The 18,226-nt window shown below is 45.0% G+C and carries 11 protein-coding genes; 1 reads left to right on the top strand and 10 read right to left on the bottom strand.

Annotation, left to right across the window (positions count from 1 at the left end; genetic code table 11):
• Window positions 1–40: 40 nt before the first annotated feature.
• Genes AB4135_RS00730 through malQ form a run of 6 tightly spaced genes read right to left on the bottom strand, consistent with a single transcriptional unit; the run spans window position 41 to window position 12,446 of the window.
• Window positions 41–1,783, bottom strand: coding sequence for a glycogen synthase (locus AB4135_RS00730; protein ID WP_371989453.1), 1,743 nt, complete (start codon window positions 1,781–1,783; stop codon window positions 41–43).
• A gap of 3 nt (window positions 1,784–1,786) precedes the next feature.
• A complete protein-coding gene (gene glgC, locus AB4135_RS00725; protein WP_371989451.1) occupies window positions 1,787–3,052 on the bottom strand; it encodes a glucose-1-phosphate adenylyltransferase in 1,266 nt (421 codons plus the stop codon).
• A 55-nt stretch (window positions 3,053–3,107) separates the two neighbouring features.
• Window positions 3,108–5,636 (bottom strand): glycogen/starch/alpha-glucan phosphorylase, encoded by a 2,529-nt coding sequence (locus AB4135_RS00720; protein ID WP_371989449.1) that lies wholly within the window; start codon window positions 5,634–5,636, stop codon window positions 3,108–3,110.
• A complete protein-coding gene (gene glgX, locus AB4135_RS00715) occupies window positions 5,633–7,864 on the bottom strand; it encodes a glycogen debranching protein GlgX (protein ID WP_371989447.1) in 2,232 nt (743 codons plus the stop codon). Before glgX ends, AB4135_RS00720 begins: the two co-directional genes overlap by 4 nt.
• Window positions 7,865–7,867: 3 nt before the next feature.
• The gene (glgB, locus tag AB4135_RS00710; protein WP_371989445.1) at window positions 7,868–10,120 is read right to left on the bottom strand and encodes a 1,4-alpha-glucan branching protein GlgB; all 2,253 of its coding nucleotides are present in this window, start codon (window positions 10,118–10,120) and stop codon (window positions 7,868–7,870) included.
• On the bottom strand, window positions 10,113–12,446 hold the full coding sequence (malQ, locus tag AB4135_RS00705) for a 4-alpha-glucanotransferase (protein ID WP_371989443.1): 2,334 nt from the start codon (window positions 12,444–12,446) through the stop codon (window positions 10,113–10,115). The genes glgB and malQ overlap by 8 nt, the downstream gene beginning before the upstream one ends.
• Window positions 12,447–12,892: 446 nt before the next feature.
• On the opposite strand from malQ, the gene yiaY reads away from it, so the two are divergent.
• Window positions 12,893–14,041 (top strand): L-threonine dehydrogenase, encoded by a 1,149-nt coding sequence (yiaY, locus tag AB4135_RS00700; protein WP_371989441.1) that lies wholly within the window; start codon window positions 12,893–12,895, stop codon window positions 14,039–14,041.
• Between the two features lie 1,068 nt (window positions 14,042–15,109).
• Here the strand turns inward: yiaY and AB4135_RS00695 are convergent.
• The 4 genes from AB4135_RS00695 to AB4135_RS00680 all read right to left on the bottom strand — a co-directional run bounded on the left by AB4135_RS00695 (window position 15,110) and on the right by AB4135_RS00680 (window position 18,108).
• Window positions 15,110–15,715 carry a DUF998 domain-containing protein gene (locus tag AB4135_RS00695; protein WP_371989439.1) on the bottom strand — a complete coding sequence of 202 codons (606 nt, stop codon included), beginning with the start codon at window positions 15,713–15,715 and terminating at the stop codon, window positions 15,110–15,112.
• A 110-nt stretch (window positions 15,716–15,825) separates the two neighbouring features.
• The gene (locus tag AB4135_RS00690) at window positions 15,826–16,164 is read right to left on the bottom strand and encodes a hypothetical protein (protein WP_371989438.1); all 339 of its coding nucleotides are present in this window, start codon (window positions 16,162–16,164) and stop codon (window positions 15,826–15,828) included.
• Between the two features lie 109 nt (window positions 16,165–16,273).
• On the bottom strand, window positions 16,274–17,575 hold the full coding sequence (locus AB4135_RS00685; RefSeq protein ID WP_371989436.1) for a S41 family peptidase: 1,302 nt from the start codon (window positions 17,573–17,575) through the stop codon (window positions 16,274–16,276).
• A gap of 188 nt (window positions 17,576–17,763) precedes the next feature.
• Entirely contained in the window at window positions 17,764–18,108 is a 345-nt protein-coding gene (locus AB4135_RS00680; protein WP_371989434.1) for a hypothetical protein, read from the bottom strand.
• Window positions 18,109–18,226 lie beyond the last annotated feature (118 nt).

Here is an 18,226-nt window from a genome sequence, read left to right as displayed (position 1 = left end):
TAACAGCAGCATACTGGTATTAGTGCAATAAAGTCATACACTAAAAGCAGTACAATTTATCTACATATTGCAACGCTTGGCTATGCCAATCAAAGCGTTGCTGCTGTGCTAATTGCTCCATTACACGCCATTTTTCGCTGCCGTGAAGCGCTAACGCTGCTTCAAAGCTTGAAATTAGCGCAACGCCCTGCTCATGTATATCGCTGCCCTCAAACACAAAGCCCGTTTCCATATGCTGTACCGTATCTTTAAGCCCACCGACATGATTGACCAAGCACAGCTGGCCCTCTCGCATCGCTAACATTTGACTAATACCGCATGGTTCAAATGAGCTTGGCATCAGAAACAACGAACCAGATTGATAAAGGGAGGAGGACAGTTGCTCATCATAGCCATCAAGAAACACAAAGTTATTATGCTGAGCGGCTAGATCTGAAAATTCCCGCGCGATTTGCTTATCGCCACTGCCGAGTAAAATAAATTGCCCATTTGGTTTTAACAACGCTAACCGTTCAAGCATCACTTGCAGTACCGTCTTAGCGCAAAAGCTTTCATTCGCCGCTGAACCTGAAAAGCGATAACGTAAAATCATCACTTTTTGATCGGTCAGCCTACCAACAGAGGTCATTAAAAATGGCGTTTGATCCGCTAAAGCTGATTGCTGCTTCGCCACCTGTGCGCTGTTTTGCCACTGTTGTAATCGAGACTGCGCCACAAAGTGTTGACTGCTAACCTGATCTTTACCCACTTGCCAGCGTAACAGCGCTGACTCAGCTTGCACAAGCAATGCTTGCCAATCGCTTACAGAGAAATTAACTCGTGCTGAAGGCTGGCAAGCTTGCTGCTCATCAATATCAGCGTCATACATACAGCCATTTAAGATCCCGATAACCCTGCCCTGCTCAAGCTTGGCCTGCAGATCGGCCTCTAGCCCTTCTCCCCCAAAAAAACCTTGCTCTGGCATAGAGGGTTTTAACACTTCTGTGGCATAACTTGGTGAGACTAAATGCACTCGGTCAGATAGCACGATGGCCGCTCTTAGCGGGTTAACGCAATGGCGGTAGCGTGGGTCAACTATCGCGGCTAATTGCTGCTCATCAAGCTTGGCGGTCAATTGAGGAAACCATGCCGCTAACGATGACGCCTCATCTGTTAGCGGTCTTATCCCTTGCAGTGCTAAGTTATGAATACTAAACACGCAAGGTATTGCACGTAACGGCTCAAAGCAGGGTTCAAACGCCCGCAATATGGCGAAAAAACCACAATGCCAATCATGTAGATGGATGATATCTGGCGGTGGCATTATTACACTGCTGCATTCACTCGCTTCAATCGCCTGTGACTCATCAGTTAAGGCTGTCGCAACCGCCAGACTAAACAAAGCAAACTTGCTCGCATCGGTAGCAAAAGGACGACAGGCGTCGCCTTGAGAGTAGATCTCACCGCCAGCATTAAACAGAGGGTGTGAAAATAGGTAGCAATAGCAATCATCAAGACTTGGATGAGCTGCCTTATACACGCTGACTTGCTCCGCTCGTCCTGCAAAGTTAACCCTAAGCTTACCGATCAGCTTTGCATCGACAGCCTGTTGCAAAAACCCATAGCTGGGCATGGCTACATCCACCGCCACATTGTGCTTTGCCAATGCTAAAGGTAAGTCGCGCACAACATCAGCCATACCGCCGACTTTTGCACCAGCAATGGCACCATTTTCTGCCGCTAACATTAATACTCGTGGCCTATTTTGCTTGACGCTCATCGGCGTATGGTATTGGTTCGCCATGGTCTATTCATACCCCACAGGCAGACCTAACATGTCACGAGTCACCAATACCACCCCTTTATCTGACACTCTAAATCCCTTAGCGCGGTCGTGATCATGGTTATAGCCAATGACACTGCCCTCGGGGATAATGCAGCCGCGGTCGATAATGGCATTTTTAATCTTACAATTTCGTAGCACCACCACATCGGGCAAAATCACCGAATCTTCAACCGATGAGTAAGAGCAAACTCTCACCTCGTTAAATAGCACGCTACGGCGCACTGTCGCACCTGAAATGATGCAGCCTCCAGAGATAATAGAATCAAGAGCCATGCCGCGCCTATCCTCATCATCGAACACGAATTTTGCGGGCGGAAGTTGCTCTTGATAAGTCCATATAGGCCATTTTGCATCATAGAGATTGAGTGCGGGTGTCGGCGACAACAGCTCCATATTAGATTGCCAAAAAGAGTCTAAAGTGCCCACATCACGCCAGTATGCCTCCTCGTTAGGAAAGACACTTCTAAAGCGGTGCGCGTAGACATTATGATCTTCGATTATCGAGGGAATGATATCTTTGCCAAAATCTCTGTCTGAGTCTTCATTTTGCGCATCACGCTTAAGTTGCTCAAACAAAAACTCAGTGTTAAACACATAATTCCCCATTGAGGCGAGGCACTTTTCTGGGTCTTCTGGCAGATGTTTAGGCAATTCAGGTTTCTCTTCAAAGCCTAAAATCTTGCCTGTATCATCAACTTCAACCACCCCAAATGCCCCCGCAGCTTCAGGCGTTGGCACCTCTAAGCAAGAGACTGTCATATCAGCGCCAGATTCCGCATGGGTGGCGAGCAGACCAGCATAGTCCATGCGATAGACATGATCGCCCGATAAGATCATCACATATTTAGGCAACTCGTGGCGTATGATATCGATATTCTGAAACACTGCATCGGCAGTACCTTGATACCAGTTCTCTGAATAACGTTGCGAAGCAGGTAAGATCTCGACCGACTCACCAAGCTCCTTTTTAAAGTGGCCCCATCCGCGCATAACATGACGTATAAGCGAGTGAGATTTATATTGTGTCACGACCCCAATACGACGGATCCCAGAGTTAATGCAGTTCGACAGAGGGAAGTCGATAATCCTAAATTTGCCGCCAAAGTAGAGTGAAGGCTTTGCACGCCAATCCGTGAGTTCATGCAACCTAGAGCCGCGTCCGCCAGCCAAAATGATCGCGTAGGTATCGCGAGTTAAATTACTAATATAGCGTGGGTTATTGCTCATATAAGCTCTCTCCTTGAACGTGCGTTAACAACATGCTTTTTCAATTGAATGCGCATCATGCTCTCCAAATTTCGTCACGGTAACCGGCAATCGTCATATCACTTGAAAAACGACCACTAGCGGCGGTATTTCTGATGCTCATTTGTGTCCAACTCATTTGATCTTTATAAGCATTTGCAGCATCGACTTGGGCTTGACGATAGGATTCAAAATCGGCAGCAGTCATCCAGGGATCATTAGGACTTTTTATGCTGGCGATAATTGAGTCGAAAATATCAGGTTCTTGCAAATTAAAATGACCGCTCTCTAATAGCGCCATCACCTCTGCGAGCGCGCTTGACGGCGGCATAAACGAGTCAGGTTGATAGTTCAATCTAAGGGCTGCCACCTCATTGGCATTAAGGCCAAACAGGAAAAAGTTTTCTTGGCCGACCTCAGCTAACATCTCAACGTTGGCGCCATCTAAGGTGCCTATTGTCAGCGCGCCATTCATCATGAACTTCATGTTACCTGTGCCAGATGCCTCTTTGCCTGCGGTCGAGATCTGCTCAGACAGGTCTGTTGCAGGACAGATTTTCTCCATCGCACTGACGTTATAATTAGGCAAGAAAGCAAACCGGAGATATTGACTGACCACGGCGTCAGAGTTGACCATGTGAGCAACATTATTCGCCAGTTTTATCAGTAGCTTTGCCATGGCATAACCGGGGGCTGCTTTGCCGCCGATTAACACACAACGAGGTACTAAATCATCGGTCTTGCCAAGGCGGATCTGCTGATATAGATGGATAACATGTAAGATATTGAGTAGCTGCCGCTTATACTCATGAATGCGCTTAACCTGCACATCAAACATCATTTCAGCATCGAACTCGACGCCACACTCGTGGCTTATCAACTGCTGTAACTCGGCTTTGTTAGCCTGCTTGACTGCGGCCCACTCTTTGATGAACCCAATATCATCAGTAAAGGCATTTAGCGCATTTAGATGGCTAAGATCCGTTATCCACTCATCACCTAAGCGCTTACTCAGCAATGTACTTAACCTTGGGTTACATTGAGCCAGCCAGCGCCTAGGCGTCACACCATTGGTGCGGTTATTAAACTTATGTGGCCACAGTTGATAGAAATGACTAAACAGTCCTGAAGTCAACAGTTGGGTATGTAACCCTGCCACGCCGTTAATTGAGAAGCTGGCAACAATCGCCAGATATGCCATACGCACATGAGGCTCAGCGCCCTCTTCAATAATCGACATATCGGCAAGTTTGCTAGCGTCTCCCGGCCACTGATGCGCAACATGTTCAAGATAACGGGCATTAATCTCAAAGATTATCTCCATGATCCGCGGCAGCATATGTTGCATCATTCTTACCGGCCAGCGCTCTAATGCCTCAGGCAGCAAGGTATGATTGGTGTAAGCCATGGTTTGATTCACTATCTGCCACGCCTCATCCCACTCAAGAAAGTACTGATCCACCAGCAAGCGCATCAGCTCAGGAATGGCGATAGCTGGGTGGGTATCATTTAGCTGCATCACATTTAACTTGGCAAAATCACTAAAGTCGTTGCCATGCTGATCAACCCAAGTATTGAGCAAGTCTTGTAGGCTGGCAGAAGAGAGGAAATACTGCTGCCGTAGCCGCAGCTCTTTGCCGTTCTCGCTAGCATCATTGGGGTAGAGCACCATAGTGATCTGCTCAGCCATATTTTTACGTGCAACGGCTTCGCTATAATCCCCTTGATTAAACTCTGTTAAATCAAAATCATCGGTTGCTTCCGCCTTCCATAGCCTTAAGGTGTTGATACGACCATTTTTATAGCCCGGCACTGGCATGTCGTAAGCCACGGCCAGTACATCCTGGGTATCAGTCCAAGTGACATTATTACGTCCGTCGCGGTCGATATAACTGCTAGTACGACCAAAGAATGGCACTTTAACGTTGTGGTTGGCGGCTCTCACTTCCCATGGATTGCCCTCTCTGAGCCAACGGTCAGGGCGCTCGACTTGAAAACCATCCACCAGCTTTTGAGCAAACATGCCGTACTCATAACGAATACCGTAACCAGTCACCGCCAAATCCATACTGGCGCAGCTATCTAAGAAACAAGCGGCTAAACGCCCTAAGCCACCATTGCCCAGCCCAGCATCGTGCTCTTGCTGTTCAATATCCTCTATGGTGACCGCATATTCTTGCAATGCATCGCGGGTGGTTTGCTCAATATCAAGATTGAGTAACGCATTGCCGAGCGAGCGTCCCATTAAGAACTCAAGTGATAAGTAAGCAACCTGCTTTCGCCCTTGCGAGACATCATCAACACGTGTTTGACGCCAATCCGTGAGCATCTGCTCCTTGACTGTAGTGGCCAACGCTTGAAACAGATCTTGTTTATCTCGTTCATCTCGAGTCAAGCCATTGCTTACATGCCGCGCCATCACCAGATGGAACGCATCACAAGGCTCACACTGGTGCTTAGCTGCAGATCCGTTATTGCTCACGGCATCCTTCTTCGGCACTTTTTTGGCCGATGTCGCTTGCTTAGGTTTAACTTTAGGCTGAGTCGGCTTTACCGGTGTCGTCATGGGGTTGATCCTTTTAGCTGGGCGGAAAACAACATTAAACTGCGATCTTTTAACTGGTAGCTTTGGCTGGAAGACTCTTTTGCTGCAGGCGCAGGAGCTGAAACCGCGATAGCTAGTGGCAACTCACTTTGTACTATGGGCTCAACCTGCCAGCTTTTAGCGTCCGTCGGTTGAAAGCCTTCAACGTCCATGGATTGGGTATGCAGCAGACATTGCCAAGACTCAAAACCTTCGAGAACTGGAGCGGTAAAAACAAGCGTTTGTTCATCCGCATTAAGCATCAACAGCAGCGCTTGTTGCTGCGTAGGATCTGATTGATTGCCGCCAGTAAGTACTAAACTTAAGCTACGGGTATGAGCATCACTCCAAAGCACTTTACTCATGGGTTCGCCATCTCGGCAAAACCAACTGAGACCTGCTCCATGACTTGAGGCTTGTTGATGAATATATTGCCGAGTGTACAGCGCGGCGAATCGCTTACGGATGGCAATAAGTCGCTGTACAAACTGCAGCAGGCTTTGCTGCTCTGCGGTATCGTTCCAGTCTCGCCAGTTAATGGAATTATCTTGGCAATAGGCGTTATTATTGCCCTTTAAACTATGCCCGACCTCATCGCCAGCAAGTAGCATAGGAACACCTTGCGACAGCAGTAACGTAGTGAGCATGTTACGCACTTGCCGTTGCCGCAATGCGTTAAGCGCGGCATTGTCACTTTCGCCCTCCTCACCGTAATTGTGACTGTAGTTTTCTTGATGACCATCGCGGCTTTGCTCACCATTTAAATCATTGTGTCTTTGGCTATATCTGACGATGTCATGCAAGCTAAATCCGTCATGGCTGGTGATAAAGTTAACCGTAGAGTCGGCATCTCGGTCTGCATGTTCAAACAGGTCGCTGGAGCCATGAAGCCGACGGGCAAGTTCAGGTAACATGCCAAAGTCACCGCGCCAAAAGCGCCGTGCAGTATCGCGAAAACGATCGTTCCACTCGCTCCAACCTTGGGGGTAACCTCCTAGCTGATAACCTCCTGGGCCGATATCCCAAGGTTCGGCAATCAACTTGACCTGACTAAGCACTGGATCTTGCTGTAGCGCATCGAAGAAACCAGCCCCCTTATCAAAGCCGTTCGCTTCACGCCCTAAGCAGCTGGCTAAGTCGAACCTAAAGCCATCCACTCCCATCACTTCAACCCAGTAGCGCAATGAATCCATCACTAACTGCAATACTCTGGGATGATTGATATTAAGGGTATTGCCACAGCCGGTATCATTGATATAAAAACGCTTGTCGCTTGGGTGTAAACGGTAATAACTGAGGTTATCGATGCCCTTAAAGCAAAGCGTTGGCCCGAGACGGTTCCCCTCTGCGGTATGGTTATAGACCACATCTAACAGCACTTCGATACCAGCTTGGTGCAAGGAGTTCACCATGGTTCTGAACTGAGTAATCTCATCTGCCGCCGATAGCGCATGACTTGCATATTGCCCGTGAGGTACAAAAAAACTCAGGCTGTTATAGCCCCAATAATTACTCAGCGCTTTATCTTGTAAAAATGCTTCGCTAATAAAGCCATGCACTGGCAAGAGCTCGACGCAAGTCACTCCAAGAGCGACTAAATAATCCAGTACCTTTGGCTCTGCCAAGCCCAAGTATGTCCCACGCTTGGCGCTATCAATATCAGCACATTGCTGAGTGAACCCCTTAACGTGCATCTCATAGATGACATGACCATTAAGATCATTCGCTGCAATAGGTTGAGAATCTACCGTCTTAACAATTGGCGCTATAGGCGCTAGAACAGAGGTATCAACCACCTGACATTTAGGCATATAGGCTGCGTTATCAGTGTCATCAAAGGAGAGATCTTCTAGGGCGTGATCGACGCTATAACCATAATGGCTTTGATGCTCAATAAACTGACCAACCCAGCGTTTAGCATAGGGGTCGAGTAGCAACTTATTAGCATTAAAGCGATGCCCAGAATGGGGCGCAAACGGCCCATCAACCCGATAGCCATACACCAATGCTTTATCAGCGGTTGCCAAATGCAGATGCCAAACCTGCTGACTCTTATGCTGCATAGGATAGCGAGCAATTTCATACTCGCCACTTGCATCAAAGAGGCACAAAGTGACAGAGGTGGCATGGGCGGAAAACAGCGCAAAGTTAACCCCAAGTTCATCGACACTCGCCCCAAGGGGATAAGGTCTGCCAGCGGTATTACGCATCGATTAGCCCTTGCCTATAACAAGACAGGCTAGCGGCGGCACAGTGATCAGCGCGCTATAAGGTAAACCTTGATATGCACTCGCCTCAGCGTTGATAACCCCTTGATTACCCACATCGCTACCACCATAGAATGCACTATCACTGTTAAGTTTTTCACGGTATTCACCGGCGTGAGGCAGGCCAATCCTAAAGCCGCTATGCACCTCAGGAGTCATGTTAATGATGAAAAGCAACGGCTCATTATTTTCTGCTAGCGGATCATCACCGTGGCGCATGAAACTAAAAATACTCGCGGCGGCATTATCACAATCTAACCAACTAAAGCCGCTCGGCTCATTGTCCTTTAACCACATCGCAGAGGATGCTTTATATAACTTATTTAAATCTTTTACCCACGCTTGCATGCCGATATGTGGTGGGTATTGCAATAGATGCCAGTCTAAGCTTGCATCGTGATCCCATTCATCACGCTGGGCAAACTCACCGCCCATAAAGAGTAACTTCTTGCCAGGGTGCCCCCACATAAAGCCGTAATATGCCCGTAAAGTCGCAAATTTTTGCCAGTCGTCGCCAGGTATTTTATGCAACAGAGAACCTTTACCATGTACCACTTCGTCATGACTTAATGCCAAGATAAACTGCTCGGTGTATTGATAAACAAGGCTAAAGCTAAATTCATGGTGATGATGGCGACGATGAATTGGGTCGCGGCTTAAGTAGCCTAAACTGTCATTCATCCAGCCCATGTTCCACTTAAAACCGAAACCAAGGTTTTGCTGTGTTTGTCCGCTCTCTTGTGTCTGTAAAGGCTTATCAATAATATGAGTCACCCCCGGCCAAGCCGTTGACTCCTCTGCAATCATGCAGATCCCTGGGAAGCTTTGATACAAACGTTGGTTAAGGTTTTGTAAGAAGCGAATCGCGGCTAAGTTTTCGCGGCCACCATAAGCATTGGGTAACCACTGCCCGGACTCACGGCTGTAATCTAAATAAAGCATCGACGACACAGCATCAAGCCTTAAACCATCAAAATGGAACTCCTTTAACCAATAACACGCGTTACTCAGCAGGTAACTTTGCACCTCACCGCGTTCATAGTTATAAATGAGAGTGTCCCAATCTGGGTGCTCGCCCTGGCGAGGATCATCATGTTCATAAAGACTCGTACCGTCGAACTGCTTTAAACCGTGAGGGTCTTTAGGAAAGTGTGCTGGCACCCAATCAAGTAATACCGCAATTCCAGCTTGATGGCAGGCATCAATAAAGGCTTTCAATCCGTTAGCATCACCAAAACGGTAGGTAGGAGCATAAAGCCCTACAGGCTGATAACCCCAAGAACCATCAAATGGATATTCGCTTAACGGCATAAGCTGTATATGGGTAAAGCCCATTTCTAGCACGTAGGGAACAAGCTGCTTGATTAGCTCGGAATAATCTAAATAGTCAGCGCCATTTTCACCTTGACGGCGCCAAGAGCCCAAGTGTACTTCATAGGTCGACATCGCCGCCTGATGCCACACGGTGTCACATCGCTGATTGAGCCACAGCTTATCATGCCAAACATACTCAGTTTGCTCGGGCACTACCGAAGCATTTCCAGGAGCACACTGCATCGCTTTGGCGTAGGGGTCGGCTCGCTCGATGCATTGTCCATTCACATCGATGACCTCAAACTTGTAAAGCGCACCAGCACTCACCTGGGGAATAAAGATCTCCCACAATCCATTGGCAAGATGTTGACGCATCACATTCACAGCGCCGTCCCAATGGTTAAAGTCACCAATCAGTGATACTCGCTGAGCATTGGGCGCCCAGACACAAAACTGCACCCCAGCAACACCTTGATTGATCTGCCAGTTAGCCCCTAGAAATTGATAACTTTGCTGTTGTTGGCCTTCACCAAAAAGATAAAGATCGTCGGCATCAAGCAGGCTCGGAAATTGATACGGATCGATGATCTCTTGTATATCTAACGGATACCTAACTCGCAACTTGTAGAGAAATGGTTTGACCCTGCGGCCCATTTTCCCGCTAAAAAGCCCATGGTCATTACACCGGTCTAAACTGGCAACTTTACGCGATGTTTTCATACAAATAACATCGACGCCCAAGGCTCCACGTAAAAAGCAACGCACGATAAGCGACTTACCGTCATCACTACCATGCATTCCAAGAAGTGCAAACACATCGACATATTTACCGTTAAGCAGGGCGACATCGATACCATGTTGAAATTCGGGCGCGTTGTTAGTCATAGCGGTTTAATCCATTAGGTTGAAGTGGCGAGTTTTCCGAAGCCGGTGTTGAAGCCATGTTATTGGCTAGTGTTGTTGCATCAGGGTCAGTTTTCCGCTCGGTCACCACAGCTTGCTGGCGCGAGGTCTGTAACTGCTGAAGCAATTCTAGAACTTGTTTATCGACTGCCAATTCAGCTAAAGACACGGCTAACCGGCGGCACCAATTAGGATATTGCAGCCAAGTGCCGGGAATATTCACAGCTTGATTCTCGGAGACTAAATCGCAAAGCTGCACGCTAAAAAGATGCGCGTTACCCGCTGCAGTGACTGCTAACCATGCCTTAAGTAACTCTGGGTAATGGATGCAGTGCACATCGCGGCCGTCAAACTGACCTTGCTCTTGCAGTAATTTCAATAACTGCTGTTTATCGCACTCACGCTGTGACATCAGCGACTGCAGTTGTTCATCATTATCGATGAGGCCAATACTGCGCCGGAGCTGCAGGTCGTCTGCTTGCCACCAGGCTAATAACGGTGGAACATCGTGGTTAGCCAACATCATTAAGCTGTGTGCTGGATAGTTTGCAGGCAAAGTGAAACCATCACCGACTTTGCTAAAGTAGAACAGATCGTTAGATAACACGCCTGCTGCCGAGAGTTTGCTAACGATTTCTGGCGGAATTAAACCTAAGTCTTCACCAATGATTAAACATTGAGCGCGCTGACTTTCAATGCACAAAATAGCCAACAATGCATCAAGCGGATAATAAACATAGGCGCCGTTACCTAAATCTTCTGATCTTGGCCACCACCACAAACGCAGTAACGACATCACATGGTCGATTCGTAGTGCACCACAAGATTGCATATTGCTGCGCAATAACTGGATAAAATGCTGATAACCATTTTGTTTTAGCGCTATAGGATCAAAGGGAGTTAAGCCCCAATTTTGCCCTTGGGGAGCGAAGGGATCTGGCGGTGCACCAATACTGGCATGTTGGCAGAAAGGGCTGTTATCTGCTTGAACCTCAACACTATTGGCAGCTACCCCAACCGCCATATCGCGTACCAACCCAATCACCATTCCCAATTGCTTTGCTTGGGTTTGGCATTGGTTTAATTGCTGCTCAGCGACAAACTGCAGATAAGCAAAAAAGCGACAATCTAACCCAGAAAACTCACTCAGCCCGGCAGTATCACTGAGCTGCTGCTCACAAAACTGCCGTAAGCTATCGCCATTATCAGTTATAAACTGGTTAAATCGCTGCCCTCTTGCGCTATTGGACTCAACATGAGTCACTATAAACTGCTGATAAAGCAGCTTGAAAACGCGGTATTTATGTAGGCTTACCAGCTGATAATCGAGCCAATCGGCACTATTGACCTGCTGTTTGATTGCATTTAATTCAGTGTCCACCTCAGATGCCGTTCCATCTGTAGCGTTAAGCTCCGCTTCACAAAATAGCTGTGAATACTCAGGCACCATTTCAAAATTTATATATAACGGGTTAAGCCTGCGCCTATCTGACGGGCTATAAGGACTGCACGCTTGCGGGTTGGCAATATCCAGAGCATGTAACGGATTGAGTTGAATAAAGCTGCCGCCCTCCTTAGCTACCAGCTCAATAAGTGTTGCTAGATCGGCAAAATCACCAATACCCCATTGCGTATCACTGCGCAGGCTAAACAGCTGAATACTAATCCCCCACAACCGCTCAACGCTTGCCGAGCTAGTATTGCCGCTTTGGTAAGTCGAAGCGGGAGCGACTAACCACTGACCTTCAACAACGTGACAGTTAGCTGAGCCAAACTCAGCTTCATCACAGATGCGCACCTGGTGATAGCCCAGACCGATGCAAGGCATTTGTAATGAACTGCAGCAGATGTCAGAAGCTAACATTGCTTGAGTCATCGAAAGTCGATAATGCCAATAGTCGCAGCCATCAACATGGTAATGACCGGTAACCTTGGCAATATGAGGATTAGCAGCAAACTTGGCAGTATTGATACACCACTTAAACTGTTCACCGCTCTCTAACTGCAGCTCAATACTAAGCAGCTCAAGACGATTGCTTGGAAGAAACAGGCTAAGCTCTGGGGCATCGATGGCGCAATGTTGAAACGCAGGCAACTGTTGAGTCCATGGCAAAGCATCGAGTTGGTAGATTTTTTCAGCTATCTGCTCCGCCGACATCACTGGCTCGCATCCATCTTGTGCAGCACCAGTGAGCATGCAGCGTAAAATACCAATACGATCTTGCTCTGGGGTAACGATGTTTTCGCCACTACAACTGACAAACTCAGCACCAACGCCTTGCAAATACAGTAACTTTTTTAACCCCATGCTTCTCATCCTTGAACTTAGCAATACACTCTCTAGATGGAGCAGTAACCATGCCAATAACAAGTAACAGCTTGAAGACAGTTTTATTTCACTGGGGTGACAATTCGCTTTCGATGAAAATCAGCAGCTTAAATAAAAATACTGAGCCCCCTGTTACGGTCAGGAGCTGAAAAATAGCCTTCAGTAATGATGGCGCTGCACAATAAACGCGCAAAGCTTGCTTCAATAAAGCACATAAACTTAGCCCAAATAGTGCTTGTATCCGTTAACGACGGCCGCAGATGTCGTAAAATTACAGAATTAGCTACCTGGATCTAGTTTTGAAGTCATTCACACTACATTTGAGGCTAATTTAGAGCCAGATCACACCTTTAACCTACAAGTATTGGTACTTTAATTACCAGAAAAGATAACAAACTTTAACATTAAGCTTATAGGTGGATTTTATGGCTGCTAAATTTTTCATCCCTTCTGTCAATGTCTTAGGTAAAGATGCGGTTACTGAAGCGATTGGTGATATCAAAACTCTGGGCTTTAAAAATGCCTTAATTGTTACAGACAAGCCGTTAGTTGAAATTGGGTTAGTTGCTCAAGTGACTGACAAGCTTGCCAGCAACGATATTGCTTCAGTTGTGTTCGACGGTGTTCAACCAAACCCAACTACTGGTAACGTTGTTGCAGGTCTTGAATTGCTTAAAGCAAACAACTGTGACTTTGTTATCTCTCTTGGTGGTGGCTCTCCTCATGACTGTGCTAAAGGTATTGCATTAGTTGCAACCAATGGCGGCAGCATTAAAGATTACGAAGGTCTAGATGTGTCTACTAAGCCACAACTACCACTTGTTGCTATCAACACCACAGCGGGTACTGCAAGTGAAATGACTCGTTTTTGTATTATCACCGATGAAGCACGCCACATAAAAATGGCCATCGTTGACAAAAACACTACCCCGCTACTCTCAGTGAATGACCCAGAGCTAATGCTACTTAAGCCAGCTGGTCTAACTGCTGCAACCGGTATGGATGCACTGACTCACGCCATTGAAGCTTATGTTTCAATCGCAGCAAACCCAATTACCGATGCCTGTGCAATCAAAGCGATTGAGCTTATCAAGGGTAACCTAGTTGAGGCTGTAGAAAACGGCCAAAGCATCGAAGCACGTGACCAAATGGCTTATGCACAGTTCCTAGCAGGTATGGCATTTAACAATGCGAGCTTAGGTTATGTACATGCTATGGCGCATCAGCTAGGTGGATTCTACGACCTTCCACACGGTGTATGTAATGCATTGCTACTACCACATGTACAAGCTTACAACGCACAAGTTGTGCCTGAGCGCTTAAAAGACGTTGCTAAAGCAATGGGTGTGGATGTGAGCGCTATGACTGATGCTGAAGGTGCAAGTTCAGCACTAGAAGCGATTAAGGCGCTTTCTGTTGCAGTGAAGATCCCAGAGAACCTCACTAAACTGGGTGTTAAAGCGGAAGATATTCCAACACTTGCAGATAATGCACTTAAAGATGCTTGTGGATTTACTAACCCTAAGCAAGCAACTCATGAAGAGATCTGCCAAATCTTTACTAACGCTTTGTAATCAGACACTAACAAGACCTGTTTAGTAAAAGGTGAACGGATAGCAAGCGTATCATCGCTCCCTTGATGTTGCTTGCTATCTTTCATTGCAAAGGGCTATTTGGCGCCATTATAAGGCTTGAATAGCGGCAGCTTTACCGAGATATTTACTCCGAAGCGCTTTAGAGCATGAACAAATTGATACATTTGTGTGATAAACCTTCAAAAATATCAGTCTAAAGCCCATAAACAGGCTGTTTCTGGTAGTAATACTGGATACAAATTACTGCAATTGCGATATAATTAAAGTGTTCGCTTTTTCCCTGCAAAAGTTAAAGCAAGCTTTAAAGCCCACTCTTCGGAGTGGGTTTTTCCTTTCTATAAGCAAAACCATTCTCAGCCCTAGAGTATTTATCATTCCAAGTATGTCATCGCTCAGCGATAGCAATAAGCCGTTTATTTATTCGTAGACCAATAGTGATGTATCCACTTGCAATTAGTATGTTTTGCAAAGGGATGGAATTCACACCAAGAATTTAAAAGCTAGCAAAGGTTAAGGGAATATATGAAAATGGGGTGCAACTCACCTGCATTGAGCTTTGCAAGCCGCCGTGAATATATCCCTATAGGCTCTGCTAAATCATCCACGATTTAGAAGCTTGCACGGCCCAATTTAGATGAATAGCAGCTGGTTCCAAGAGTCCGACTCCTTAACCGACATGAACGAGTCACCACCAAGAGTTTAAAGGTCAGTCAAGAGAACGTATTGCAGTCATATGCCATTCACCTGTCTTGAGCTTTTGCAAGCCGCCGTAAATATATCCCTATAGGCTCTACTAAATCATCCATGATTTAGAAGCTTGCACAGCTCAACGCAGATGAATCGCTAGCATGTAGTCCTTAACTCGTTTTTGGACAAAAACTTGTTAGAGTTAAAGCTCTTAGAGAGATGAGTTTCATTAGGGGAAATATGGCAAACGTGTATGCGGTAACGCCCAAATAAGCGGGAAATTATAGTTGGCTAAAATGTTTGAGGAACGAAAAACAGCCAACTGTAAATTTTCCGTTTGATTGCCTTGTTAGTTTACAATTACACCAACACTAATGAAAAGACACTTAGCCAAATTAGCTGAAAGCCATATGAGATACGTTGATGAATACCCGGATTACTTTGAGTTTTTACGGCTTTAGCCATAGCGAATAGATAATAAACAGCAGCGATAACAGAAACAACTGAAAAAATACGGAAATATAGAGGGATAATTTCTGTTGTTGGACTGATAGCTACTAATATTGGTGCTACAACTAGCGAAAGTAACATGATAAAACCAGCCCAAGAATGTACCTTACAATTAAAAGTTGGGTTCTTAGTAAATGGATCAGCGTCCATAGGGAAGTACCCAGCTACCCATGTACCAATGCCATGAGCTATGACCAACCAACCCGCAATATTCACTAAGATTGAAACGCTTGAAAGCTGCGCCAAATACCAACCGAAAAAGCAAAAGAGAAAGCCTAAAGGGTAATTATTAATTAAGGGTGACAATTTTTCTGTTGGGCTACCTGTTGCACCTAACTCACTACAAAACTGTTTAGAATGGCTGTAACCAGCATAAAATCTACTTGCTACATAAACACCAATGAAGATCCAGATTGTTGCAATTAACCCTGAATAGATCGCTATACTTTCAAACACTACCAAAATCCTTTTTGTAACGCCACGCTAAGCGGCAAAAAATTGTTGGCTAAAATAGTGAACGAAGTGAACAAAAGCCAACTGTTTTTTGTCCGTTCTTGAGCGCCTTGTTAGGTGCTTTTAGGCCACCAATTAGGCGTTTCTCTTGCTGTAAGGCCAAATTTGCCTGCTAGAAAATCAATAACTTGAGCTTTACCAGTTATTTCACCTTCGCTCCAATTGTCCCATTCAAACTTTAATTTTAGGCCTTCTTTCGACAGCTTAACTTTACTGTAATCTATCCAAGCGTCAAAACCATCATATTCGTATGTTTTCACCCAGCCATTATGAAGATGGAACTCCAATATACGATTGAAGTCGTCTGTTGGAATATCCTGAATGATTTTCAAGCCAAGTGCTTTGAATTTTAAATCTACAGTTTTTCTACCTAACGTGACGACTGGATTCATTGAGCACCTAACGCTTTGCTAAGCGGCAATAAAATAGCTGGCTAAAATTAGCGAGGAACGAGCAAAAGCCAGCTGTTTTTTATCCATTTAAGCAACTTGTTAGCAATTTTTACATGGTTCTCTGAAACTCTCTTGCATCCTCGCCAAAAGAGAGCATTTTCAATGCTGTAGTTTGTTTATCTTTATATATTACTTGCAACCGTGCTTCAGTAAACGCTTTAAAAATAATAGTTTCTTTATCAAGTAGCTCTATTTCAAAAGCGGGGTCATCTAAATATTGATAAAAAAGTTTGCCATTTTTTTGAAAAACTTTGCGCTCACCGTATGTGCCTATAATTTGATTAATGTCACTCTGGTTTGGTTGGTATTGGTTAGATTTTGCTTTAACCAAAGGATAGGCCCATTCGTGCAAGTGTAAGTTACTACTCTTACTTTTGATTAGGGTATTTAGCACCTCAGCATAAGCCACGTTAAGTGCATTATCGCTGCTCGTTTCTATATTTGGTTTTACACCTTTTCTTTCCCAATTATCTTTTGTTCTAGGGTCAACAGGTCGTGTAGTTGGTAAAGTTAGAATATAATCGTTATTTACTATTTCTGCACTTCTAGCGTGAGCTGCACCAGCAGTAACCTCACCAACAATAGTTGCTCTAGTTAAACTTTGCATAGCATAGCTAAAGCTTTCTGCTGCTGACGCAGAGTTATTGCTGGTAAGAATATAAAGAGGGGTATCTTTAAACCTAGGACCCGGAACATAAGGTGACGTCCATTCTTGTGTTTGCGTTAACACACCATTCTCACGGCTTTCAAAAGTTAATAAATGGACTGTATCTAAGTCAAAAAAGTAACTTGCCAACGAAGTTACCATAAAAGGGCTACCACCAAAGTTTTTCCTTAAATCAATAATAATTCCATCAGAGTATTGTAAAAACTTCATAGTATTTTCAAGAGTTTCACCACCTAAATGACTGTCAGAGAACACTCTTATATCGAGGTAACCAATGTTTCCATCGAGCATTTCAACTTTTTTAAAACCATAGTTATCTGTCGGAGTCTCCATGACACGACTATCTGCAAACGCCACCGATTGTTCTGAAGAACGATATACTTTCAATTCACTAACCCATTGTGGGTCATAGACCACAGAGAGGTGTTTATCATTTGCAATCTTGTTTAATTCCAAAGTCATAAATTCAGCAATATCTTCAGATGACTTTTGACGTTCACAACCAGATAAAAATGCTTGCGAACGTATTAACTGAGCTAACGTTGTTGCTGTATTTTCAATGACGTAGTTATCTTCAAGTTGTTTGGCAATAATTTGTGACACATCACGACAATCTGCGGCGCTGACATAATTGCATAGAACGAGTGAGCTAACGATGAGGGATTTAAAAACTTTATTCTTCATATTCTTCCTGAAATTTTAATTGTTGCTTCCTATAACGCTCAACCACACCAAAAGGGGTTAAAAGACTTACCACATGCTAAATTAAATTGCTAACGCCTCATTAAGAGGAAATTTATAGTTGGCTAAAATGTTGAACGCAGTGAAAACAGCCAACTGTAAATTTTCCTGCTTTAATGCCTTGTTATAAGTCACTTTACACTAACCAGTTCAGCATCATCAAACCCAACTGTAACATTAGGAACATGATTTAAAATGGTTGACGAATTAGACGAAAGTAAACCTTTTATTATATTCACAACATCGGATTGTAAACTTTCCCAGTTAACCCCCTGAGAGCATGGTAAATCGATGTACTTTGTAGTTGGAACGAAGTCCTCATTACAAGCCCAATCGTCATCTTCAGGATCATATTCATTTGAGCCAATAAGGTAAGCTTGAAAGCCATTTTCAGATTGGAATAAACCGATATTTATGGCGATTACATCAGGCCGTTCTTTTATTTGCTTAATCCATGCTTCAATCTCAGATTTCACAACGATTCCTTCGTGACTTATAACAGCTTATTCATTAGTCGCTCGATAACGTTCTTAGCAACTCGTTAATTTTTTAACAAGCTATCACTGCTAAGGCATTGCTGTAAATAGATAATTT

Source organism: Shewanella sp. 10N.286.54.B9 (genome assembly GCF_041468565.1).
GTDB lineage: Bacteria > Pseudomonadota > Gammaproteobacteria > Enterobacterales > Shewanellaceae > Shewanella.
The sequence above is the reverse complement of the archived record's forward strand: the minus strand, read 5'-3'. Positions and strand labels throughout refer to the sequence as shown.

Coding starts and splice junctions, on each gene's coding strand:
- AB4135_RS00690 (WP_371989438.1), bottom strand. CDS start 16,164: ATGAATCCAGTCGTCACGTTAGGTAGAAAAACTGTAGATTTAAAATTC.
- AB4135_RS00730 (WP_371989453.1), bottom strand. CDS start 1,783: ATGGCGAACCAATACCATACGCCGATGAGCGTCAAGCAAAATAGGCCA.
- glgC (WP_371989451.1), bottom strand. CDS start 3,052: ATGAGCAATAACCCACGCTATATTAGTAATTTAACTCGCGATACCTAC.
- glgB (WP_371989445.1), bottom strand. CDS start 10,120: ATGACTAACAACGCGCCCGAATTTCAACATGGTATCGATGTCGCCCTG.
- AB4135_RS00720 (WP_371989449.1), bottom strand. CDS start 5,636: ATGACGACACCGGTAAAGCCGACTCAGCCTAAAGTTAAACCTAAGCAA.
- AB4135_RS00685 (WP_371989436.1), bottom strand. CDS start 17,575: ATGAAGAATAAAGTTTTTAAATCCCTCATCGTTAGCTCACTCGTTCTA.
- malQ (WP_371989443.1), bottom strand. CDS start 12,446: ATGGGGTTAAAAAAGTTACTGTATTTGCAAGGCGTTGGTGCTGAGTTT.
- yiaY (WP_371989441.1), top strand. CDS start 12,893: ATGGCTGCTAAATTTTTCATCCCTTCTGTCAATGTCTTAGGTAAAGAT.
- glgX (WP_371989447.1), bottom strand. CDS start 7,864: ATGCGTAATACCGCTGGCAGACCTTATCCCCTTGGGGCGAGTGTCGAT.